This window comes from Algoriphagus sp. (assembly GCF_013373065.1).
Taxonomy (GTDB): Bacteria; Bacteroidota; Bacteroidia; order Cytophagales; family Cyclobacteriaceae; genus Algoriphagus.
In genome coordinates, this window is record NZ_JABXIN010000002.1 from 207,857 (window position 1) to 229,978 (window position 22,122).

The 22,122-nt window shown below is 41.8% G+C and carries 20 protein-coding genes; all 20 read left to right on the plus strand.

The window, feature by feature from the left end:
* The first annotated feature begins 6 nt into the window (after positions 1–6).
* The 20 genes from HWE15_RS02270 (at position 7) to HWE15_RS02365 (ending at position 21,959) form a co-directional block, all read left to right on the plus strand.
* The gene (locus tag HWE15_RS02270) at positions 7–1,389 is read left to right on the plus strand and encodes a sulfatase-like hydrolase/transferase (RefSeq protein ID WP_290505871.1); all 1,383 of its coding nucleotides are present in this window, start codon (positions 7–9) and stop codon (positions 1,387–1,389) included.
* The gene (locus HWE15_RS02275) at positions 1,386–3,347 is read left to right on the plus strand and encodes an adenylate/guanylate cyclase domain-containing protein (RefSeq protein ID WP_290505872.1); all 1,962 of its coding nucleotides are present in this window, start codon (positions 1,386–1,388) and stop codon (positions 3,345–3,347) included. The genes HWE15_RS02270 and HWE15_RS02275 overlap by 4 nt, the downstream gene beginning before the upstream one ends.
* 82 nt (positions 3,348–3,429) lie before the next feature.
* Positions 3,430–5,076: an arylsulfatase gene (locus tag HWE15_RS02280; RefSeq protein ID WP_290505873.1), complete on the plus strand. Its 1,647-nt coding sequence runs from the start codon at positions 3,430–3,432 to the stop codon at positions 5,074–5,076.
* 3 nt (positions 5,077–5,079) lie between these two features.
* Positions 5,080–6,405: an APC family permease gene (locus HWE15_RS02285; protein WP_290505874.1), complete on the plus strand. Its 1,326-nt coding sequence runs from the start codon at positions 5,080–5,082 to the stop codon at positions 6,403–6,405.
* A 5-nt stretch (positions 6,406–6,410) separates the two neighbouring features.
* Positions 6,411–8,441 (plus strand): S9 family peptidase, encoded by a 2,031-nt coding sequence (locus tag HWE15_RS02290; RefSeq protein WP_290505875.1) that lies wholly within the window; start codon positions 6,411–6,413, stop codon positions 8,439–8,441.
* Positions 8,438–8,872 (plus strand): nuclear transport factor 2 family protein, encoded by a 435-nt coding sequence (locus tag HWE15_RS02295; RefSeq protein WP_290505876.1) that lies wholly within the window; start codon positions 8,438–8,440, stop codon positions 8,870–8,872. Before HWE15_RS02290 ends, HWE15_RS02295 begins: the two co-directional genes overlap by 4 nt.
* Before the next feature lie 4 nt (positions 8,873–8,876).
* Positions 8,877–9,596 (plus strand): hypothetical protein, encoded by a 720-nt coding sequence (locus HWE15_RS02300; protein ID WP_290505877.1) that lies wholly within the window; start codon positions 8,877–8,879, stop codon positions 9,594–9,596.
* A 1-nt stretch (position 9,597) separates the two neighbouring features.
* Positions 9,598–10,341 (plus strand): hypothetical protein, encoded by a 744-nt coding sequence (locus tag HWE15_RS02305; RefSeq protein WP_290505878.1) that lies wholly within the window; start codon positions 9,598–9,600, stop codon positions 10,339–10,341.
* A gap of 46 nt (positions 10,342–10,387) precedes the next feature.
* Complete coding sequence (locus HWE15_RS02310) at positions 10,388–10,876, plus strand: (2Fe-2S)-binding protein (protein WP_367203706.1); 489 nt, start codon at positions 10,388–10,390, stop codon at positions 10,874–10,876.
* Complete coding sequence (locus tag HWE15_RS02315; RefSeq protein WP_290505880.1) at positions 10,873–13,098, plus strand: molybdopterin cofactor-binding domain-containing protein; 2,226 nt, start codon at positions 10,873–10,875, stop codon at positions 13,096–13,098. The genes HWE15_RS02310 and HWE15_RS02315 overlap by 4 nt, the downstream gene beginning before the upstream one ends.
* A 6-nt stretch (positions 13,099–13,104) precedes the next feature.
* Positions 13,105–13,824, plus strand: a complete 720-nt coding sequence (locus HWE15_RS02320) for a DUF6090 family protein (protein ID WP_290505881.1) — start codon at positions 13,105–13,107, stop codon at positions 13,822–13,824.
* Positions 13,824–14,549, plus strand: coding sequence for a DUF6090 family protein (locus tag HWE15_RS02325; RefSeq protein ID WP_290505882.1), 726 nt, complete (start codon positions 13,824–13,826; stop codon positions 14,547–14,549). Before HWE15_RS02320 ends, HWE15_RS02325 begins: the two co-directional genes overlap by 1 nt.
* A 12-nt stretch (positions 14,550–14,561) precedes the next feature.
* Positions 14,562–16,409 carry a potassium channel family protein gene (locus HWE15_RS02330; protein ID WP_290505883.1) on the plus strand — a complete coding sequence of 616 codons (1,848 nt, stop codon included), beginning with the start codon at positions 14,562–14,564 and terminating at the stop codon, positions 16,407–16,409.
* 1 nt (position 16,410) lies between these two features.
* A complete protein-coding gene (locus tag HWE15_RS02335) occupies positions 16,411–17,193 on the plus strand; it encodes a DUF6090 family protein (protein ID WP_290505884.1) in 783 nt (260 codons plus the stop codon).
* A 35-nt stretch (positions 17,194–17,228) separates the two neighbouring features.
* Positions 17,229–17,927, plus strand: a complete 699-nt coding sequence (locus tag HWE15_RS02340) for a DUF6090 family protein (RefSeq protein WP_290505885.1) — start codon at positions 17,229–17,231, stop codon at positions 17,925–17,927.
* On the plus strand, positions 17,924–18,607 hold the full coding sequence (locus HWE15_RS02345) for a hypothetical protein (RefSeq protein ID WP_290505886.1): 684 nt from the start codon (positions 17,924–17,926) through the stop codon (positions 18,605–18,607). The genes HWE15_RS02340 and HWE15_RS02345 overlap by 4 nt, the downstream gene beginning before the upstream one ends.
* Positions 18,604–19,398 carry a DUF6090 family protein gene (locus HWE15_RS02350; RefSeq protein WP_290505887.1) on the plus strand — a complete coding sequence of 265 codons (795 nt, stop codon included), beginning with the start codon at positions 18,604–18,606 and terminating at the stop codon, positions 19,396–19,398. The genes HWE15_RS02345 and HWE15_RS02350 overlap by 4 nt, the downstream gene beginning before the upstream one ends.
* Positions 19,395–20,438 carry a DUF6090 family protein gene (locus HWE15_RS02355; RefSeq protein WP_290505888.1) on the plus strand — a complete coding sequence of 348 codons (1,044 nt, stop codon included), beginning with the start codon at positions 19,395–19,397 and terminating at the stop codon, positions 20,436–20,438. Before HWE15_RS02350 ends, HWE15_RS02355 begins: the two co-directional genes overlap by 4 nt.
* Positions 20,438–21,178 (plus strand): DUF6090 family protein, encoded by a 741-nt coding sequence (locus HWE15_RS02360; RefSeq protein WP_290505889.1) that lies wholly within the window; start codon positions 20,438–20,440, stop codon positions 21,176–21,178. Before HWE15_RS02355 ends, HWE15_RS02360 begins: the two co-directional genes overlap by 1 nt.
* Before the next feature lie 4 nt (positions 21,179–21,182).
* Positions 21,183–21,959, plus strand: coding sequence for a DUF6090 family protein (locus tag HWE15_RS02365; protein WP_290505890.1), 777 nt, complete (start codon positions 21,183–21,185; stop codon positions 21,957–21,959).
* The last annotated feature ends 163 nt before the right edge of the window (positions 21,960–22,122 follow it).

Genomic DNA, 22,122 nt, shown 5'->3' on the forward strand with positions numbered 1-22,122 from the left:
TCCTATATGAAAAACCTAATTCTCATAGGAACCTTGATGTTATTTCTGATTTCCTGTTCAGAGGAACAGAAAACAGAAATGTCCAGTCAATTCCCAAACATCGTCTTCATTTTTACCGATGATTTGGGTTATGGGGATTTAGGGTGCTTTGGAGCAACAGACATTCTGACGCCGAATATTGACCGGATGGCTAATGAAGGAATTAAGTTCACCAATTTCCTATCCGCCTCGCCAGTATGTAGTCCATCACGTGCAGGTTTACTTACCGGAAGAATGCCCCAACGTATGGGAATTAACCAAGTATTTTTCCCGGAGAGCTTCACAGGAATGGCCCCTGAGGAAATCACCTTTGCGGAAGTCCTTAAAGGAATAGGCTATCAAACAGCCATCGTTGGCAAATGGCATCTTGGACATCGGGAAAAGTATCTTCCACTCAATCAAGGCTTTGACAGTTACTATGGAATTCCCTACAGCAATGACATGGAATCGGTGGTCTATATGAAGGATAATGAGGTGGACTCCATTCAAGTCAATCAGCGCTATACTACCAAAACCTATACCCAAAAATCCTTGGAGTTTATTGATGAAGCAGCAGGAAGTCCATTTTTGCTCTACCTGGCGCATAATATGCCGCACGTACCCATCTATGCATCCCCAGCTTTTGAGGGAACTTCCCAACGGGGATTGTATGGGGATGTAATTCAGGAAATAGATTGGAGCGTAGGACAGATTCTTCAGAAACTGGAGGAAAAAGGTCTTTTGGAGAATACTTTGATCGTCTTTTCCTCAGATAACGGACCTTGGTTGGTGATGGAAGATCATGGTGGATCGGCAGGTCCACTTAGAGAAGGCAAGCAGTTTACGTTTGAAGGAGGAGTTCGCGTACCTACAGTCGCCATGTGGAAAGGTAAGATTGACCCTGGTCAAGTCTATGAGGAAATGGCAACCCAAATGGATTGGTTTCCCACCTTTTGCAAACTAGTCGGAGCGGAAATTCCGCAGGATCGGGCTATTGACGGCAAAGACCTAAGTGCCGTTTTATTCGAAAACGGATACCGTGAAGGAGACGAATTCATTTATTACATGGGCGCCGATCAGCGTGCCTATCAGCAAGATGGTTGGAAGATCAAAAGACCTTTCGGTGGTTTTCAAGGCGCCGCTTGGATGAGAGGGGTTCCAGCGCATGACACCCTTCTTTTTAATCTTCGAAATGACCCGGAGGAGACCAATAATTTGGCCAAGGAAAACCCTGAAAAATTAGCGCAAATGATGCGAGCGATGGATTTAGCCGTAGAGCAATTGGGGCCGCTTCCGCCAAGTCTTGTCGTAAGAGGACCGCAAGATAATAGCCATTATCAGTATTTGAATCAAAAACGACAGCAGGAATGATCAGGCAGGCTATCCTTGTGTTTTTATTTTTGACTTCCTTACAAGGATTTAGTCAGGAGAAATATGAACAGAAGGTAGATAGTCTCTGTACTTTATCCTACGAAGCCTATGGAAATTATGAATTTGCGAAGGCGCTTGATTTTGCTGAACAGGCTTTGGTATTGTCGCAAGGTGCGGATTTTTCCGAAGGGAAACTCAAGAGTAATTTTTACAAGATTATTGCCCAAGAAGAATTAAGCCCTTCTTCCTTCGATCCCAAGTCTATGGAAATCCTAATTCCCCAATTTCAAAAAGCAGGTTTTGATTTGGAAGAAGCTCGGGCCCATACATTTTTAGCTGGCATTTATTCATTTTATGGAGATCTTGAAAAAGCAATTCAAAACCACCTCATGGCTTTGGATATTTACGAACGAAAAAAGGATATCCTTGGAGTCGCCAGTGTTCACAATAATTTAAGTCTGATTTATTATGATCAACATGATTATGAAGAGGCCTTCAGCCATGCTCGGATATCCATGGATCTGGAGAAGAAAGAAGGAGATCCAAGAAGAATCCATTCCAGTTTGAATAATCTGGCAATCATTTTTGAGCACACTGGCCCAGTGGATTCCGCCATCTATTATCACCAAATGGCTCTTGACATAGCCTATGAAATCAACAACCCATATTCCATTGGTCTTTCCTTGAGCAACTTGGGAAACAATTATGCCGCCAAAGGGGATTTGGATTTGGCTGAAAAGACGCTCTTGCAAGCCTTACAGGTTCGAGATTCGTTGGGTTATTCCCGGGGGATAGCATACACACACAATAGATTGGCAAATCTGTATCTTCAAAAAGGAGAGTTTGCAAAATCCAAGCTCCATGCTGAAAAGTCGCTAGAAAATGCCGAAAAAGCCTCAGAGGTCAAGGTAATCCGAATGGCGTACGAGCGCTTAATGGAAGTAGCTGAGAAAACCGGAGATATACGATCCGAACTTACCTACCTCAAAAAAGCCTCCACCTTAAAGGATAGCATTCTCAATGAATCCAACACCAAGGAAATCACCCAAATGATGTTGAAGTATGAATTCAACAAGGAGCAATTGCTTGACAGCATTCAAAATGCTCAAGTACTTCGTGAACAAAGTCTTCTTTTTGATGAACGACTAAAAGTAGAGCGGAATCAAAGGATCATTTTTATGATTAGCGGGGTCCTGTTTTTGGTGTTGGCAGTAGGCTGGTGGAGAAGGTACAAATTTATCAAAAAAGCAAGCCACATCATCGAGCGGGAAAAGGGTCGATCTGACAAACTTCTATTGAATATCCTGCCCCTAAAGGTAGCGGAGGAGCTGAAGGAAACCGGAAAATCCGAAGCCAGGGACTTTGAAGAGGTGACCGTAATTTTTACGGATTTTGCAGATTTCACCAAGAAAGCCCAGCATCTCACCGCCAAGGAATTAGTGCATGAGTTGAATATTTGCTTTAAGGCCTTTGATCAAATCATGGAGGAATTCGGGCTGGAAAAAATCAAAACCATTGGTGATGCTTACCTGGCTGCAGGAGGACTCAACAATCATTCCTGCGTCATGGATGTCATTCATGCTGCTCTAAAGATCAAAGAATTTATCACCCAACGAAATTTTGACCCTTCCATTCCCTCCAAGGCCAAATTTGACATGCGGATAGGAATCAATACAGGGCCGGTAGTAGCAGGAATCGTAGGGATCAAGAAATTTCAGTATGATATCTGGGGAGATACGGTTAATACAGCCCAACGAATGGAAGCCGCTTGTGGATTGAACAAAATCAATATTTCTAAAACAACCTATACCCGAATCAAAGACAACCCGGATTTATGTTTTGAATTCAGGGGATTAATCCCGGTTAAGGGAAAAGGTCCACTTTCCATGTGGTATGTTGAATCCAGAAAAAACCAAATTCAAAAGTTTCAAGCAATTCATCACGAGGGGATAATTTAATTCCCCCTCCACTTCCAAACTGGAAAATTGCACAAAGTCAAGATAATTCCTTAACTTTTTGAATGCCATTTACTTCAATTTCATGAGAACAGACTTTTTGTATTCCTTGATTATCGGAATCCTTTTTTTTTCCTGCTCCCCTAAAAACCAAGAAACCTCCCCATCTCAAAAACCAAATATTCTTGTAATTGTAGCTGATGATCTAGGCTATGCAGACTTAGGATCTTTCGGAGGAGATATAGAAACACCCAACTTGGATCAGTTGGCTCAAGAAGGGGTTCGCTTTACACAATACCATACGGCTCCCTTTTGTGCGGTGACCCGAGCTATGATGCTATCCGGCAACTACAATCACGTGGCAGGAATGGGTTCCCAGGATTTGGTCACGGGAGTACCTGGCTACGAAGGGCATTTGAGTGACCGCATTATCCCTGTACCCGAATTATTGCAGCAGGCAGGCTATCATACCTATACCGTAGGAAAATGGCATTTAGGTCTTCGCCCTGAAGACGACCCTCATCAAAAAGGCTTCGAAAAATCATTTGTAACTCTGGAAGGTGGTGCCAATCATTACAGTGACCGGGGAATTTTTCCAGATGCTCCAGAATCACCATATACGGAAAATGGCCAAAAAGCCAGTTGGCCAGAAGGTTCCTATTCCACAGATTTCTACACAGATAAGTTGATCTCCTACATCGAATCTAACAGGGAAGATCAACAACCTTTTTTTGCATTTGCTGCCTATACTTCCCCTCATTGGCCTCTTCAAGTGGACGAAAAATTCTGGAAAAAATACCAAGGTAGGTACGATGAGGGATATGAAGTTCTACGAGAAAAAAGGTTGGAATCCCTTAAAAAAGCAGGCATCATTCCTTCTAATGCCAACCTGCCTGAATTACACCCAAGAGTAAGTCCCTGGGATTCCCTTTCTCCGGAAGATCAACAAACAGAAGCTCGGAAAATGGAGCTCTATGCAGGTATGGTTGATAACTTGGACTACAATGTTGGCCGACTATTAACCTACCTCAAGGAAAACGGATTGTATGAAAACACCTTGATTGTTTTTGTCTCTGACAATGGAGCCGCAGCAGAAGACTTTTTCTACAATTCCTATTTCGGTCCTTTCCTCCAAGAGAATTATACAGATGCTTACGAGGAAATGGGAAGGGAAAATTCCTTTATTTCCTATGGCCCTCAATGGGCTGAAGCTGGGTCTGCACCCTATCGCTATTTCAAAGGCTACACCACAGAAGGTGGAATGGTCGCTCCGATGATCATTGCTGGTCCTCAGGTAATTCAAGAAAATCCAATTGTAGATCAATTTGTGACCGTGATGGACCTGGCTCCTACTTTTTATCAGCTTGCTGACTTAGAATACCCTCCCCAATGGAAAGGAAAGGAGGTAAATCCCTTGGCTGGAAAATCTCTTTTACCCCTCATCCAAGATGGTCAAGAAACTGTGCATGACTCATCCTATGTATTTGCTCTGGAGCACCGGGGACGAATTATGCTTCGAAAAGGCAAATGGAAATTGCTCAATATCACCACTCCCTATTCCGAAGAAAATTTTGAATTGTATGACTTATCGGTAGCCCTGGATGAGCAAATCAATGTGAAAGATCAGTACCCAGCTAAATTTAAAGACTTACTCCAAGAGTGGAATTCTTATTCCAACTCTGTTGGTGTCAAAATCCCTACTCCACGGCCTGGCGAAGGCTTAATTGAATAATTTATGAATGAAAAACCGGCACAGGAACTAAAGCGGGAAGTGGGAATGGGTGGAGTCATTACCAATGTCCTGAGTATTTCCATCGGTAGTGGGATCTTCCTTTTACCGGCTTTGGTTTATGGAATTTTAGGGCATGCCAGCATTTTGGCCTATATCTTTTGTGGTTTGATTTTCCTCTTCCTAGGGCTTTGCTTTGGAGAATTAAGCAGTCGGGTACCAGATACTGGAGGTTTGTATGTGTATATCAATCGAGCCTTTGGACCCATGGCAGGGTTTATTGCCAATATCCTGTACTGGTTCGGTGTGGGAGTTTTAGCCTGCGGAGCTTTGATGAATGCCCTTGCAGATATCGCAGGCTCCTATTTTCCAATTTTTAAGGAAACAGGAATTCGAATTATCTTTTTCGCAGCCCTAACAGCTTTCAGCGCTTTTCTGAATATCAAGGGAATCAAGGACAGCATGGTCTTTATCAAAATTCTCACTTGGACCAAAGTCATTTCCCTGATGGCTCTGGTTAGTATCGCCCTGACTCAGTTGGATTTTGCCAATATTAGTTGGGAAGGATTCCCTGAATTCGGAAAAATCGGAGAGGCTTCCATCCTTTTGATTTTTGCCTTTTTAGGAGGAGAATTGGCCTTGGCGAATGGAGGTGAGATGAAGGATCCAACCCGAACGGGTCCCATCGGATTTTTCATCGGAATTATTATGGTGATCTTGGGATTTTGTACCATTCACTTGGCCGCACAAGGGGTATTGGGAGATCTCATGCTCACCAATCAAGAAGCCCCGTTAGCGGAGTTAGCAAAGGTAATTTTTGGAGAAACCGGATTTATTCTGGTTCTGATCCTCTCCTTTATCGCCGTTTGGAGTACCCTAAGTTCCATTCTGACGCTTTTGCCTCGAATTCTCTATGCAGGTGCAAAAGACGGATTGCTCCATCCCACTCTTTCTAAAATTCACCCTAAATACGGCACCCCTTACATCGCTATTATTTTCCTGGCCATTTTGGAATTTGGATTCGCTGCATCCGGAAGTTTCCAATATCTCTTGGTTTTGGTTACTGGTGCTTCTTTGGTCATCTATTTTGGGGCAGTCTTAGCATACCTCAAATTCCGGTGGAATAGTAAAACTGAAGCTCCGAAGTCATTTCAAGTTCCTTTTGGGAATACTGTCGGAATTCTCACCCTGATCGCAATTTCCTGGGTATTTTTTCACCTAAGTACTAATGAATTACTAGCAATTGGCCTATTTATGTTGATCCTGGCCATGATATACATACTAAGAGCACAGATTAAAAAAAGAAGCAATCAACCGATCATTAATCCATAAATCCCATGAAAAAAGTACTGGTTTTCCTTTTCCTCTCTTTTGGGCTATTCACGCTGACAATTGCCCAAGAAAAAACGAATCTCGAATTGACGGATCTATTCGATCTGGAATATATCACTAGCCCGAGTATTTCCCCGGATGGAAGTAAAATCGTCTACGTACGAAACTTCAAAGACATCATGACCGATCGCGATTACTCCAATCTTTGGATCGTGAATGCGGACGGCACCCAAAACCGCCCCATCACCCAAGGAAATCGACGCGACTATGCTCCTGTTTGGTCCCATGATGGAACCAAGTTGGCTTTCCTTTCAAATCAGCAGGACGATAAAGTGAAGCTTTTTGTCCACTATTTCGATACCAACAGCTCTGTGGCTTTGACCAATTCTGCCAATCCTCCGAGTGCTGTTTCCTGGTCCTATGATAACCAGCATTTGGCGTTTACTCAGTTTGTTCCCGCAAAACCATCTTCCTTGTTGAATATTCCAAGCAAACCTCAAGGTGCTGAATGGAATGCTGCTCCAATCTTCATCGATGAAATGGTTTACCGAAGAGATGGAGGAGGTTACGTAAGTCCGGGTTTCCGCCAGATTTTCACGATAGATCTTACCGGTGGAACGGCTCGACAGCGAACTTTTGATGAAAACAATTACGGTTCCCCAGTATGGTCAAAAGACGGGAACTCCTTGTTTTTCTCCGCAAACCTCCACGAAAACGCTGAATTCGAACCCAGAAATCCTGAGGTCTACCAACTGTCTCTTTCGGATGGAAGTATCAAAGCTTTAACCTCCCGTTTTGGTCCTGATTCCAACCCTACTCTTTCCCCAGATGGAAAGTTAATCGCCTTTACAGGAAGTGATGATACATTTCAAGGCTACCAAGTCACACATTTGTATGTGATGAATGTCGATGGTTCGGGCGTGAAAAACCTCACAGCCGATCTAGATCGTGATGCAGGAAATCCCCAATGGGAAGCCAATAGCCAAGGTATCTATTTCCAATACGATGAGTTTGGAGACACCAAAGTGGGGCATGTTTCCTTGAATGGAAAAATTCGAACGCTTGTGGAAGGTCTTGGCGGATTGGATTTGGGAAGACCTTACAATTCCGGCACCTATTCCCTATCTGCGAACAATCGAATTGCCTACACCTTAGGTAGTCCCGAGCATCCCGCGGATTTGGCTGTCTGGAGCGGAGGCAATTCTACTCGACTGACTGCGCTGAATGATGATGTGTTCTCCTACCGAAAAATCGGGAAAACGGAAGAAATCTGGTGGGAATCCAGTTTTGACGGGCGAAAAGTGCAAGGTTGGATCGTAACACCTCCCGACTTTGACCCCAACAAAAAATATCCATTCATTTTAGAAATTCATGGAGGACCTTTTGCCATGTATGGTCCTTCCTTCGCCTATGAAATCCAAGCCTATGCTGCTGCAGGATATGTGGTACTCTATACCAATCCAAGAGGAAGTACTGGGTATGGGCAAGAGTTTGGGAATCTAATTCACCATGATTATCCCAACCATGACTACGAAGACCTGATGTCCGGAGTAGATGCTGTGATCGAAAAAGGATATATCGATACAGCTAATCTTTTTGTAACCGGAGGTTCCGGAGGTGGTGTATTGACGGCTTGGATTGTTGGAAAAACCGACCGCTTTAAGGCCGCTGTAGTAGCCAAACCTGTAATCAATTGGACCAGCTTTGTGCTTCATGCAGACAATCCGGTCTTTTTCACTAAGTATTGGTTTGGAGCAAATCCTTGGGAAGACATTGAAAATTATTGGCGTAGATCTCCCCTTTCTTTGGTCGGAAATGTGACTACCCCAACCATGCTCTTAACCGGGGAACGTGATTTCAGAACACCAATCTCCGAATCCGAACAATACTATGCCGCTCTGAAGCTTCAAGGCGTGGAATCCGCAATGGTTCGTATCCCTAATGCCTCTCATGGTTTGGTGAATCGCCCCAGCATGTTGATGAGCAAGAGTGCTTCTATTTTGAGCTGGTTCAATCATTATCGAGATAAAGAATGAAAGGATTTAGCTGCCTCTTTCTTTGCTTTTTATTCCACTTCAGTTTTGCGCAGGAATCTGAGAAATCTCAGATTCTTGCCCAAAGAGCAAAATCCAACGCTGCCCTACGGGCATTTGATGAACCATTAAATGCGACCTTTTTGACAGATGATGTACTGATCACCACGGGTGCAGGAACTTTGATTTCAGGAAAAGAAGCATTGATGGGCTATATCCAAGAAGCTTCTGGACCCCGAATGTATTGGGTTCGAACTCCGGATGAAATCATCGTCAATCCAGAAACTCAACTTGCTTGGGAAAGCGGAACCTGGAAAGGCTATTTTGAAGATTCAGATGATCCTGTTGTGGGTGGTAATTATGCAGCTCAATGGACCAAGAAGTCGGGAACTTGGCTGATTCAATCTCAACTGTTTGTGACCTTACCTAAATGATCTGATGAAAAAGAAAAAAACTCCTTGGTGGGGAAATTTTAAGGACTTCTTCCTGCTTTTCTTGGCAGTATTCTGTGGATTTCTTGCCGACAATTACCGGGAGTCTTTAAGCAACAAAACCATTGAAAAGGAATTTTTGCTTTCCCTAGTTGAAGACCTAAAATCAGATACAGCAAATCTGAATAATTACATCACTTTTAAAAAAATGAAAGGGCACTTGATGGATTCCCTGGCCATAATGCTAGTGGATAAAGATCATCACCTTTTGGGAAATCAGATTTATTATTTAGCCCGGCAAGTTTTCAATGAAAGTCCATTTGTTTACTCCGATGGAACCATTCAGCAACTAAAAAATGCCGGGAGCCTCCGCTTGATCAAAAAACGAGTCATTGTCGAAGAATTGCTCAAATATGAAAAAAAGGTAAAAGTACTGACCGATTGGGAGGAAAATGAAAGCCTTACCAAATCCACTTTTAGAGTAATGGGAGGAAGGGTTTTTAACTCACAAGCCCTAAATGCCACTATGAATGAGGAAATGAACTTCGTGATCCCAACAGATAATCCTCAATTGATCACCGATGACTTCCAAACGCTTAATGAGATGGCATTCCAAGTCCATTATTTGTCAAAAATGTGTTTTGGAAACAGTATGAGGGCTACTTCACTTCGGGCAAATGCTATCAATTTATTGGAATTGATACAGTCAGAATATCAACTGGACTAGGATGACAGAACCCATAAAAACCAAAAATCAAGAGGAAGAAAAAACATTCCCCACTTCCAAAAAACTCAGAAATTGGAGTTCCTATTTTAAGGAATTCCTCATGCTCTTCTTGGCAATCATTTTAGGTTTTTTTGTGGAAAATCAAAGGGAATCCTACGTTGAGCAAAGAAGCGCAGATGTACTCGCTCAGTCTATTTTGGAGGATTTGGATGAGGACCGGGAATCTTTGAAGGAAGCAATCAGATATCTCGAAGAAAAGGATAGAAAAATTGTCGAATATATCGAGATGCTACATGCACCACCCAGCTCATGGGATACCTTGAAGATTTACCAGTACATGACCAAGGTGTTTTCCACCTTTCCGTTTTCCTCAACTGATGGTACCTATAGCCAAATGAAATCCTCGGGGACGCTCAGATATTTTGACCAATCCCTCGTGAATCAAATGAATGCCTATGACAAGCAAATGAAGAAAACTGTTTTTCGAGATGGATTGGTTGAACGCGCAGAATGGGAATTGGTGCCTCTGGCAGCTACAATATTGAATTTTGAAGTCACAGGGGAAATGCGGTTTGGAAGACCTCCTACCAAAGAAATGTACCTGAAACTAAAGGATCAACAAACGCTTGATTTATTCATAAACAAAATCATGGTCGTCCGTACCATGTGCGGCAGGTCTTTAGAGGAATATAAAATACAACTTGATCTAGCGGAGAAACTTACCTCATCATTGGAGTCTCGGTGATTTCGCAGAAAATACTGATATTGAAATCCTTACAATAAAATTGAACATGATTAACCTTACCATAAACGGAAAAGAATACTCCGTGGAAGCACCCGCAGGAATGCCCCTGCTTTGGGTGATCCGCGAGCAATGTGAATTGACTGGGACCAAATTTGGATGTGGAATTGCCCAATGCGGAGCCTGCACCGTACATGTGGACGGAAAGCCTATCCGCTCTTGCATCACTCCAGCTACTTCCGTGGAAGGAAAAAAAATTACCACGATCGAGGGCATTGCTCCTGATGAAAATACCTTACACATCGTCCAACAAGCTTGGATAGAAGAGCAAACTCCCCAATGTGGCTACTGCCAATCCGGACAAATCATGTCTGCAGTAGCTCTGCTGAATGAAAATCCTGCCCCTTCCGACGAGGAAATCGAGCAGGCTATGTCCGGAAATATCTGCCGCTGTGGGATGTATGGTCGAATCAAATCCGCGATCAAACGCGCCTCAGCAGCACTTCAAGCCTCCACCTCTAATCCCCAGTTACGATGAAAAAGTGGACAAGAAGAGCTTTCATTGGCACCGGAATATTAGCAAGCGGAGCCTTGGTCATCGGAGTGGCTATCCGTCCTGGCAACCGATCCTCAAAAGTGGCTGGTTTAATCGCTGAAGAGGGAGAAACGGTGATGAATATCTGGCTAAAAATCTCCCCGGATAATACGGTTACCGTCATCATTCCCCATGCGGAAATGGGACAGGGTGTACATACTACTTTGGCAATGATGCTTGCTGATGAACTAGATGCTGATTGGTCTAAGGTCAAATTTATGGAAGCCCCTGCAGATAAGGAATATGCAAACTATGTTGTCGCCAAGGGCTTTATCGCTGGAAATAAGACTTTCCCCAAATTTTTGGAAGAAACCATTGATGGTGTTTTTCTAACGGCAGTGAAAACCATGAATTTCCAAATCACAGGGGGTAGTGCCTCTGTGAGATTTACCGGTCAACAGGGAATGCGAATCGCCGGAGCTGCTGCCAAGGCTATGCTGCTCCAAGCTGCTGCAGATACATGGAAAGTGCCAATCGAAGAACTCAAAGCTAAAAAAAGTACCATTTCTCATCCTGCTAGCAATCAAACCGCAACTTATGCTGAATTGGCCCCTGCCGCGGCCAAAGTAAAGGCGCCCAAACAACCTAAACTGAAAACCCGAGATGAGTTCACCCTCATGGGTACTTCCCCAGCCAGATTAGATATTCCTGCCAAAGTTTCCGGGCAAGCTAAATTTGGTATGGACATGATCGTCCCCAACATGAAATATGCCACCATCAAGGCCGCCCCAGTATTCGGAGCAAAGGTAAAATCAGTGGATACTTCCATCCCTTCAGACAGTGAAGGAGTGTTGAAAGTTCTGAATCTGGAAAATGCTGTAGCAGTGATTGCTCAAGGTTATTGGCAAGCAAAAAGCATGTTAGACCGTCTTGCTATCAAATTTGAATCCACAGAAAATGATGGTAAAAGCCAAGAGGATATTTTCAATGGATATAGATTGGCCATGGATAAGGCTCTGGAAGAAGCAAGCCTCAGTGAACATTATCAATCCGGAGATGCGCATTCAGCACTTTCAGGCGCTGAGACCGTTGTGGAAGCAGAATACCAACTCCCTTTTCTGGCGCATGCCACCATGGAGCCGATGAATTGTACTGCATGGGTTCATGATGGAAAATGCGAAATCTGGTGCGGAAGCCAAAACCCCTTAGGTGTGATGGCCGCTGTAGCGGAACTTTTGGACATTTCTCTAGACCAGGTCACTGTGCATAATCAGCTTTTGGGCGGTGGTTTTGGAAGACGGTCTGAGACTGATGTGATCAGACAGGCGGTTGCGATAGCCAAGGAAGTCGATTTCCCAGTAAAATTGATCTGGTCGCGGGAGGAAGACACCCAGCATGACCTATACCGTGAGGCAACGATCAGCCGTATGAAAGCCGGCTTGGATCAGTCCGGAAACCCGGTGGCCTATTCTCACCAGTTTTTGTTTAAACACCATCCACCAGAAGCAGCGGATTTACCATACGCTGTTCCAAATCAATTGATTCAGTTCACGAGTCCCAGCTCTTTTGTTCCATGGGGCAATTGGCGAAGCGTGGACCATTCTGTCCACGGGTTTTTGACCGAATCCTTTATTGATGAACTGGCTTTTGCAGCCAAGAAAGATCCTTTAGCTTTCAGAAAAAGCCTAACCCAGGATAAGCCAAGATTTCAGAAAGTTCTTGACCTAATTCAAGAAAAATCTGATTGGGACTCGCCTTTGCCTGCCAATTGGGGAAGAGGGATTGCCATTGCCCAATCCTTCGGATCTATTGTAGCCGAAGTAGCCGAAGTGGAAGTCAATGTCGAAGGAAAAGTCAAAGTACATCGGGTAGTCTGTGTTGCTGACCCAGGTTTTGCCATCCATCCAGACGGGTTTACAGCACAAATGGAAAGTGGAATCATCTATGGATTGGCAGCAGCAATGACCGGAGAAATCACCATTGAAAACGGAGCGGTAGCGCAAAGCAACTTCCACGATTATCAGGTCACCCGAATGAATGAAGCTCCTAAAATCGAGACGCATATCATCAATTCCGGAAATCCTCCGGGAGGAGCAGGTGAACCCAGCACGCCGGTGATTGCTCCTGCGGTAACGAATGCGATATTCAATGCAACTGGAGTTCGAATCCGTAGGCTACCGATTTCAAAAACCGATTTGCGGGTTTCGATTAGACAAACGACTTAAATAAATATGATCACCTTTTTCCGCAAAATCCGCCAAAAACTCCTCTCCCAAAATCGGGTGACTAGGTACCTTGTTTATGCCATTGGCGAAATCATCCTTGTGGTGATCGGAATCCTAATTGCCTTACAGGTCAATAATTGGAATGAAGCCACAAAGCTGAAACGACAAGAAATTCAGTTACTCAAAGAGATGCTCACGGAGCTGAGGAAACAGCAACAAGATTTTATCTTCAATATCAACCACCATAGGGAGGCCAAAGAAGCCTGTGAAATATTGCTACAGGCCTTAAGCAACGACCAGCCATACCATGATTCATTAGACATACACTTTTCCAGAAGTTACAATTTCACCATTTTAGATAATCAACAAAATGCTTTCGCTGCTTTGAAGAGCAAGGGCATTACCATGATCCAAAATGACAGTCTCCGGTTTTTAATTTCTGAATACTACGACGTTCGAATGCCATTTCAGATAAAAATCCAAGAAGGCAGTATGAAGCAAGGGCTCGAAATCTCTCAAAGCCATCTAGGTTTATTTCAAAATTTTGCTTGGAATAAATCCATGGAACCTTGGGATTTTGAAGAACTGAAAAAAAATCGAGCCTACCTTTCATGGCTTAGCTTTACTGCCGACAACCGAGGTTTTGAAATGGAAAATTTTCAAACAACTCTTAAGCGGAACAGCGCATTAATCGCTTCAATAACTGAAGAGCTTAACCAAAAATAATGATCTCACTTTTTAGAAAAATCCGTCAAAAGCTTCTTCAGCAAAATCGAATCACTAGATACCTAGCCTATGCCCTAGGGGAAATACTATTGGTGATGGTGGGGATTTTACTGGCACTTCAGGTCAACAATTGGAATGAATACCAAAAGGAGCGAAAACTGGAACAAGTTTTCCTAAAAAAACTGGTGAAAGACCTGACCGATGATATTGTATTACTGGAAGGAATTATTCAGGAAGACTCGCTGATGTTCATTCGCCTTTCCCAAATGTCCGATGATATTTTGGAAGCAAATGATATTTCCGAAGTTGATATACGGGATAATGCACTCTTTAAGGCGAACCTGTTTTACCCAAATAAGATCGCACTAGATAATATTACAGCCTCTGGACAAATCGGATTGATTCGTAATGATTCCTTGATCAACAATCTGAGGGAATACTATCGATCCATAAAAATTTTCAATGAAGGAATCGATCAATCCCTAAAAAACTATAGCCGGGATATAGAAAATTTTGTCGTTGGATTCGACCATAGAAGAGAGCATCCTTCCTTGCCCAAAAAGACTTTAGAAGAATATAGAGAAAATCCTTTCTTCCTCAATTCCTTATATTTTAAGAATGGCCTGTTGAAATTTCAGAAAGCCAACTATCAGTCCTTACGAAAAAAGGCAAGGGAAATTAGGGATTTGGCACAGTCGGAAATAAAAGCTTCCCTGAATAATTAATGCTGAATGATGATGAAAAAGCTGCTTTTCCTTTTCCTGATTATTTACAGCCATATCGGATTCGCACAAGAATCAATAATCAAAACCTATTCCTATTCGGAGTTTTTCAGATTGGTGGAAAACGAACCGGATTCTGTCTTTGAGCTCAAAAATGCCATCATAAAGATGGATTTGGAGGTTGATCAAGCGCATACCTTTGCCGGGGATACCGGATCAACCAAAAATTATACGCGTAAGGACTCCATAACCCTCACCAAAGAGATCAGACTTGAAAATGTTTTCTTTAATTCTTGGGGAATTGTTCAAGACAGTAGTATTCTATCTATAAGTCTTTACAAAATTCGGTTTTTAAAACCCGTAATCGTCAAAAATTCTTCATTGGGAGATGTCGACCGCTGTAGTTTTTTTGATGAGCTTCGAGTTTCCTTTGATGAGAATTTCTCAGGCATCTTTATGAAGGCTAAGGAATTGGAAAAGCAAAATTTTGCATATACCTCCATTGAAAATTCCTTATTCAAAAAGGGGATATTCTATAATACAGACAAAGCTGATCTATCAGATTTACAATGGGGCCTAATTTCTTGTGAAGTTTTGAATTCTTCGAAAGACTTCATTGGCTCAGTATTTCAGGTTGAAAATCAATTCAATCTCTGGATAACCAACACCAAGTTTAGAGGATCAGGAGAGGAGGTTTTGATTAACGTTTCTTCTGTTCAGAGACTTGACTTTGACAAAAACAGCTTTGAAAATGTCAACCCAATCATCTTACTTGGAAGCAATGGTAAGGTAAACCGAATGAACTTTAGTGAAAACCAATTTGACACAAGGGTAAAAATTAGCCTCGGTCAGTTGGAAGATGATTCCACCATCGATTGGAATCAATTTTCTTCCGGACTTATTAATTATTTTTCTTATCAAACCTGGTTTGCTTACCTCAATTATTATCAGCTAGATTCCATAGCAACTTTTAAACAAGACCCAGATATATATTCTGAAAAAAATTTAGCCTATTATCAGAACACTGCCAGAATAGAAAACTCGAAAGTGTACAGGGGGGAGATGAAACTACTGGGTAAGCTTTATTCACTTTATCAGCAACAGCACGATACAGAATATGCAAACGGGACTTATGTTGAAATGAAAAATCTGGAAACATCCAGATTGGCTTATCTCTATCGTGTCAACCCTTCCTTTGAGACTTTTTTTACCTGGAAGATCAACCAATTTCTCAAGGTATTCTCTGAATACGGAACCAAACCCTCCAAGGCAATCGTATTCTCTGTCTATGTGATTTTTGCCTTTGCCCTGATTTACCTGTTCTTCCCCAATTCCTGGGATGCCCATGGCAAAAACCGAATCGTGGATCGCTATCGCTTTTTCTTCAAATACCTCCAGCGGAATGCCGGCGTACATGAGGTCTATCTGGAAGAAAAACAAAAGGATTTACTGGCCTATGAGGAATTCAGATCCATGATTTCGGATTCCGAGAAGTCCGTCCCCCGATTTTTCTCAGCAACTGCGCTCCCCCTCTATCGATGGGCGATCTCAGGCACCCAATTGAGCGCGAAAATTTTAAGCAAAATCGATATTCTAAAAGGTACCTGGGAGGAACTACCTCCTGCACAAAAAGCCTGGAAGTCTTTTCTCTTGACTGGGGCATTTCTGGTGGCGTTACTCTATGACTTTTTAATCAAAGTCCTCAATGCACTCATGCTCTCCATCAACACCTTTACCACCTTGGGTTTTGGAGAGATTCCCATCAAAGGATTGCCAAGATACCTTGCAATTATCCAGGGATTTATCGGCTGGTTTATGCTGACAATATTCTCTGTTTCCCTTATTTCTCAATTGCTGAACTGATATGATCTCCCTTTTCAGAAAAATCCGACAAAAACTCCTTTCCCAAAATCGAATCACGCGATACTTGGCTTATGCTCTAGGGGAAATATTGTTGGTAGTCATCGGAATTTTGATTGCGCTGCAAATCAATACCTGGAACCAGCAACGAATTGAAAATGAGGAGGAATTGGAAATCCTTTCTGGGCTAAAAGAAGAATTTGAAAATAATCTGGAGGAAATAAACTATAGTATCAATATTAACAAAAAAGTAACAGAGGACTGCTTGCAGCTCACTCAGATAATTCGATCTAATTCTATCGAAAATAATGCTGAACTTATAGATGATCTACTGGTGAAGATAGGCACATTCAATTCCTTTGATGCGCAAACAGGAGTTGCAAGCGAAATAGTCAATTCCGGGAAATTAAATCTTCTGAAAAATGACGCCCTACGCACTCAAATAGTAAACTGGCTGACGCTCTTAGTTGATCAGGAGGAGGATATTCTTTTTAGATCAGACAACTATACCATGAATTTAATGCCATTTCTCATGAAGCGCTTTCCATTAGCAAATGGTGAACTCACCAAAAAACTCCCCTATGACAAGAAAGATTATCTTCAAACCTACCCAGATAAATCTCCTTTCAAGACCCAGCTCGCCAAAGCGGATTATTTAGAATTTGAAAATCAAATCTGGCACCACAAGCATAACAATGATTACGTTTCAGTCAACGAATTGAACATCAAAGATTTTATCAACCTCACACTCAAAATGATTGAGGATGAATTGAATAGAAAAAAATAGAATGATCTCATTTTTCCGAAAAATCCTCCAAAAGTATGAAACGTATCTACAACGTTCTTAAAGAAAAATGGCCTGAATATATCCTTGAGATTCTGGTGATTACCATCGGTATTTTGGGGGCCTTTGCGCTGAATAATTGGAATGAAAATCGAAAAGAGACCTCCTCAAGGAAGGAAATGCTCAATTCATACCGAAATGAGCTAACCGACAATATTGCTTTTTTAGAGAACCGAATTACTGCCAAAAATGAACCGATATTGACCCGCCTGGAGGCATTCATACAGTCGAATATCGGAATGGAAAAGGATGATGCTGGAAGATGCATCGTGGATGTCTTATCTTTTCCCCCTTCGGTACCTGAGATATCTATACTGAATGAATTACTAAACTCGAACCTGTTTAAAAATCAGTTGGAGATCCTTGACCCATCTAGGAAACTAAAGCTGACAGTCAATCAGCTCGAAAATTCTGAAGATTTTCTAAATCAAAATTGGGTGAGTGAAGTCAGTCCATTTATAAATCAAAACAACCTAAATGTGATCAGCTACTCAGTTTTGCGGGATCTTCCTTATAGTTTGACAGATGAGCAGCTAGAAACAGTAAACTCTCCACAGTTCAAAAATCTAGCAGTTAACAAATTCTTCCTATTGTCCGACTGGATCGCGGTTCAAAAAACAGCCTTAGGCCAAATGAAGAAAATTTTAGAATTGGTAGAAGAAGAACTCGTGAAATGAAAAGAATCCTCTCTATACTCAAAGAAAAATGGCCTGAATATATTCTTGAAATTCTGGTTATTACGATAGGTATTTTAGGAGCTTTCTCACTTAATAGCTGGAATGAAGCCCGAATAGCCTCTGAGTTTGAGGAAGAGATTCTTTCTCTGATCGATAAAAACCTGGAACAGGATGCTGTTCTTTTGTCCGAAGAGCTATCTAAAGCTAAACAAGCTATTGAATTGACCGATCTCCTCCTTGAACAGGCAAATATTAATCCCTTAAATGATAGTCTTAATTTTTGGATGGGGAAAATAATTTCTTTCGAAAGATTTAAATCTCAATCAAGCGCCTTTGAAGTTCTGAAATCAAAAGGGATTGAATCTATCAGTAATAAAAATCTGCAATTGTCCCTAATCTCCTACTATGATGTATCTCTTTTCGAGGTGGAAAGGGGTCTACAGGATGTTGAATATTCATTTGTAACTGACTGGACACCAGTCATCAAAGAGCATTTCAAAATTTTTCGCTGGATGAATTACCATGAACCAACTGATCCTCAGACATTTTTTAAGACTCCTTCTCACATCGTTCTTTTTAAACTTTACAAGGACAATCGAGAAAGTTCGGTGAGGCATATTGAAAATGCTTTGGAAAAAATTCATGAGATCAGACACCAGATAAAACAGCAATTAAAATGATCTCATTATTCCGAAAAATCCGCCAAAAGCTCCTATCCCAAAATCGGGTGACTAGGTACCTTGTATATGCCATCGGAGAAATCATCCTTGTGGTGATCGGGATATTGATTGCATTACAGGTCAATAATTGGAATGAATACCGCAAAGACAGAATTGAGGAGCAGGAACTCTTAATCCAATTGGAATCCGAATTTCAAAGCAACTTAGAACAGCTGGATGAAAAAATCGATGTACGTAATCATTTGATCCAATCTTCCATGAAACTACTGGAATTAATCGACAGCAAGAACCCAGTTTTGCCTGATACGATCATTTATTATACCAGTAAAACCATGATCGCTCCCACTTTTGATCCGATTACCAATGACTTGATCTCAGCTGGAAAGCTGCAATTGTTGACCAATAAGCGCCTAAAGAATTTGCTGTCTCTCTGGACCAGTGAGGTTTTACAAGTGACAGAAGACGAATTGTCTTGGCGGTCAGTGATGAATAATCAGTATTTCCCCTTTTTAATTGAAAAATCTTCCCTTAGAAACCTGATTTCTGGCTATTGGTCTACGAATCAAATCAATAGTATCCTCTTGGATAAACAAAAACAAGTTCGTTTTTCAATATTGACTAATCAGGAGCTGGAAAAATTACCCGAACTTCTTAAGGAAGACGACTTTGGAGATTACCTAGCAGATTGTGCCACTTGGAATACCATCATCAACAGCCAATCTGAAACCTTAAGAGAACGGATTGTGGAGATTCTCACGCTGATCCAAGAAGACCTAAAATCCAGCAAATGATACAGCTTTTTCGAAAAATCCGCCAAAAACTCCTTCATCAAAATCGGATTACCCGATATCTGGCCTATGCGCTGGGAGAAATCATCTTGGTGACCATCGGAATATTGATTGCTCTGCAAGTCAATAACTGGAATGAAGAAAAGAAGCGACAAGAGGAATTTGAAGTCACCATTGAGCAAATCTACAATGTCTTGGATGTGGAAATTCAAGAACTACTTTTTATCGAATTTCATTCTTCCCAACAAAATATATACTTAGACAGCCTATATAACTATCCGGAACTTCTGGACCCTAACCTTCTCCCAGGACTATTGAATTATGAGGAATCAGAATCTAGCCCTTTCCGAACCAGCATCGGGTTTTTATTGCAAAACCTCAAAGTGAAGCCCGGAAATACTACTGAAATATTACTGGCAAGGGATCTTACTGAATATGCCTCTTTTGCCAATTTGGAATTTAATCGTTCGGAAAAACTCCTCAAAGAGCTGCTTTTAGTGGAAACCATCCCTACTCCCGATTTGACATTTGGAATTGCTTTAAATCAAAGATTTTTAGAAATGCCAGGCGTATTTAGCGAAGCTCAGATTCTGAAAAGTCAGGAAATGATTAGTCGACCAGAGGTCAGAGCAGCTTTGATCAAAGCTGCGGTCCTTCATGACAGCTATGCTGCTGAGGCTTTTCATATCCGCGAGCTTGGTGAAAAATTGAAAGGCGAAATCAAAAAACAATTCCCACAAGTCAAATTACTTTATGAAAACCTAGGATTAGTGGGCGAAGGATCTCCGAATAGGGATTGGGGGACTGATATCCCCTTTGAAAAGAAGTCTGAGGAGCCCGCTATTTGGGAAGCGGAAATTGAATTGGTAGGAGGTCAGGTAAAATTCCGGGAAAACCAAACCTGGAACCGAAACTGGGGAGGCCGAAGCTTCCCTAAAGGGCACTTGGAATGGCAAGGACCTAATATCCAAGTACCCGCAGGAAAATATCAGATTAACTTGAATCTGACGGAAAAGACCTACGAATTTATCCCTCTTGACTGATGATCTCCTTCTTCCGAAAAATCCGCCAAAAACTACTTCAACAAAATCGGGTCAGCCGGTATTTAGCCTATGCGCTAGGGGAAATCCTGTTAGTTGTAATTGGAATTTTGATTGCGCTACAGGTAAACAATTGGAATGAGAACTTAAAAATTCGGGAAAAGGAAAAATTATTCCTAGAAAGAATAAAGGAGGAAGCATTATGGAATATTGATATTTTGGATAATCAAATAAAAATATATCAACAGAATGCATCTAACCTAGATTCTGTTGCTTTTGCCTTAAACAATGACCTTCCCAAAAATGAACACCTGAGAATTCCTGCATCACCCTTTTTTATTAGTGCATGGAGACTGAGAAATTCGGCCTATACCGAGTTAGTATCTTCTGGTTCATTGGGTATTCTGTCTGATATTAAGTTGCGGGAAATACTAGATGAAGCGGCAAGCTTCCAGTCTATTACAATCCAGACACTCAATTACTGGAGAGACATGTCGGTTGCAGATATTAATCTTTTTCAGCCGTACAGAATTCAAGAAATCTTCATAACCAATGGTGATACAACCCAAAATATGAGTCTGGACTATGATCGTATGAAAGGGCAAAGTGAGGTAATCGCAGGAATACAGTTTTGGAGTCTAGCTAATCGAAAGTTTGCAGGAGGTATTTTAGAGTTTAGAGAGTATTTCCAAAATATTCTGGATCGAATTGAGTGCCTGGAAAATAAAAATTGTCCCAATTGATATCATGATCTCCTTTTTCCGAAAAATCCGCCAAAAACTCCTCCAGCAAAATCGGATCACCCGATACCTGGCCTATGCTTTAGGGGAAATCATTTTAGTAGTCCTTGGGATATTAATTGCTTTACAGATCAATACCTGGAATGAATTCCGTAAAAGTAAAACCCTTGAAAACGATTACTACTGCAAACTCATGGAAGATGTCAGCCTAGACATCTTACAAATCCAAAATCTGATTGAACAAACTCAAATACGACTTCAAGCGAGTAATGACCTGCTTTCCTTGCTTCAAAAGGATTCCTTGGACAGACCCCTGATCATGGAAAAAAATCTGGAATCCATTTCCTTGATTACCTATACCTACCGTCCCAGCATGGCGGCCTATGAAGACCTAAAATCCAGCGGAAACCTGAATATTCTCCGAGACAATGATATAAAAACCATGATCGTCGATTACTACTCCATGATCGATGGAATGCTGGATGTGATCAATACCAATGCCGACGGTGCGGTTCAGCTTTTCTATAAGAAAGACAACTATGCAGCCATCCAATGGCAGGACATGGACTTTGTAAAAAACAATCTGGATACCAGCAAAGTAGATCTCAAAAAGTTGGAATCGTTTCATTTAACCGACCGGGAGTTTGTGGAGAAATTAACGAGTGATGCGGTATATTATGTGGGTGCCAACTCCAGAATATTATTTCTCTACGAATCCATCCTCCCGGATATCATCCAAGCGAAAAATGAATTAGAAAAAAAATGTAATTCTAAGTCACCATGATCTCCTTCTTCCGCAAAATCCGCCAAAAACTCCTCCAGCAAAATCGGGTAAGCCGGTATTTGGCTTATTCCGCAGGGGAAATTGCCTCGGCGATGATTGGTAATGGCAGTCCCTTTAGGGGCTCGATATGGGTAGAACAAACAATTTTAACAAGCCCCCTACG

Coding starts and splice junctions, on each gene's coding strand:
- HWE15_RS02270 (WP_290505871.1), top strand. CDS start 7: ATGAAAAACCTAATTCTCATAGGAACCTTGATGTTATTTCTGATTTCC.
- HWE15_RS02275 (WP_290505872.1), top strand. CDS start 1,386: ATGATCAGGCAGGCTATCCTTGTGTTTTTATTTTTGACTTCCTTACAA.
- HWE15_RS02280 (WP_290505873.1), top strand. CDS start 3,430: ATGAGAACAGACTTTTTGTATTCCTTGATTATCGGAATCCTTTTTTTT.
- HWE15_RS02285 (WP_290505874.1), top strand. CDS start 5,080: ATGAATGAAAAACCGGCACAGGAACTAAAGCGGGAAGTGGGAATGGGT.
- HWE15_RS02290 (WP_290505875.1), top strand. CDS start 6,411: ATGAAAAAAGTACTGGTTTTCCTTTTCCTCTCTTTTGGGCTATTCACG.
- HWE15_RS02295 (WP_290505876.1), top strand. CDS start 8,438: ATGAAAGGATTTAGCTGCCTCTTTCTTTGCTTTTTATTCCACTTCAGT.
- HWE15_RS02300 (WP_290505877.1), top strand. CDS start 8,877: ATGAAAAAGAAAAAAACTCCTTGGTGGGGAAATTTTAAGGACTTCTTC.
- HWE15_RS02305 (WP_290505878.1), top strand. CDS start 9,598: ATGACAGAACCCATAAAAACCAAAAATCAAGAGGAAGAAAAAACATTC.
- HWE15_RS02310 (WP_367203706.1), top strand. CDS start 10,388: ATGATTAACCTTACCATAAACGGAAAAGAATACTCCGTGGAAGCACCC.
- HWE15_RS02315 (WP_290505880.1), top strand. CDS start 10,873: ATGAAAAAGTGGACAAGAAGAGCTTTCATTGGCACCGGAATATTAGCA.
- HWE15_RS02320 (WP_290505881.1), top strand. CDS start 13,105: ATGATCACCTTTTTCCGCAAAATCCGCCAAAAACTCCTCTCCCAAAAT.
- HWE15_RS02325 (WP_290505882.1), top strand. CDS start 13,824: ATGATCTCACTTTTTAGAAAAATCCGTCAAAAGCTTCTTCAGCAAAAT.
- HWE15_RS02330 (WP_290505883.1), top strand. CDS start 14,562: ATGAAAAAGCTGCTTTTCCTTTTCCTGATTATTTACAGCCATATCGGA.
- HWE15_RS02335 (WP_290505884.1), top strand. CDS start 16,411: ATGATCTCCCTTTTCAGAAAAATCCGACAAAAACTCCTTTCCCAAAAT.
- HWE15_RS02340 (WP_290505885.1), top strand. CDS start 17,229: ATGAAACGTATCTACAACGTTCTTAAAGAAAAATGGCCTGAATATATC.
- HWE15_RS02345 (WP_290505886.1), top strand. CDS start 17,924: ATGAAAAGAATCCTCTCTATACTCAAAGAAAAATGGCCTGAATATATT.
- HWE15_RS02350 (WP_290505887.1), top strand. CDS start 18,604: ATGATCTCATTATTCCGAAAAATCCGCCAAAAGCTCCTATCCCAAAAT.
- HWE15_RS02355 (WP_290505888.1), top strand. CDS start 19,395: ATGATACAGCTTTTTCGAAAAATCCGCCAAAAACTCCTTCATCAAAAT.
- HWE15_RS02360 (WP_290505889.1), top strand. CDS start 20,438: ATGATCTCCTTCTTCCGAAAAATCCGCCAAAAACTACTTCAACAAAAT.
- HWE15_RS02365 (WP_290505890.1), top strand. CDS start 21,183: ATGATCTCCTTTTTCCGAAAAATCCGCCAAAAACTCCTCCAGCAAAAT.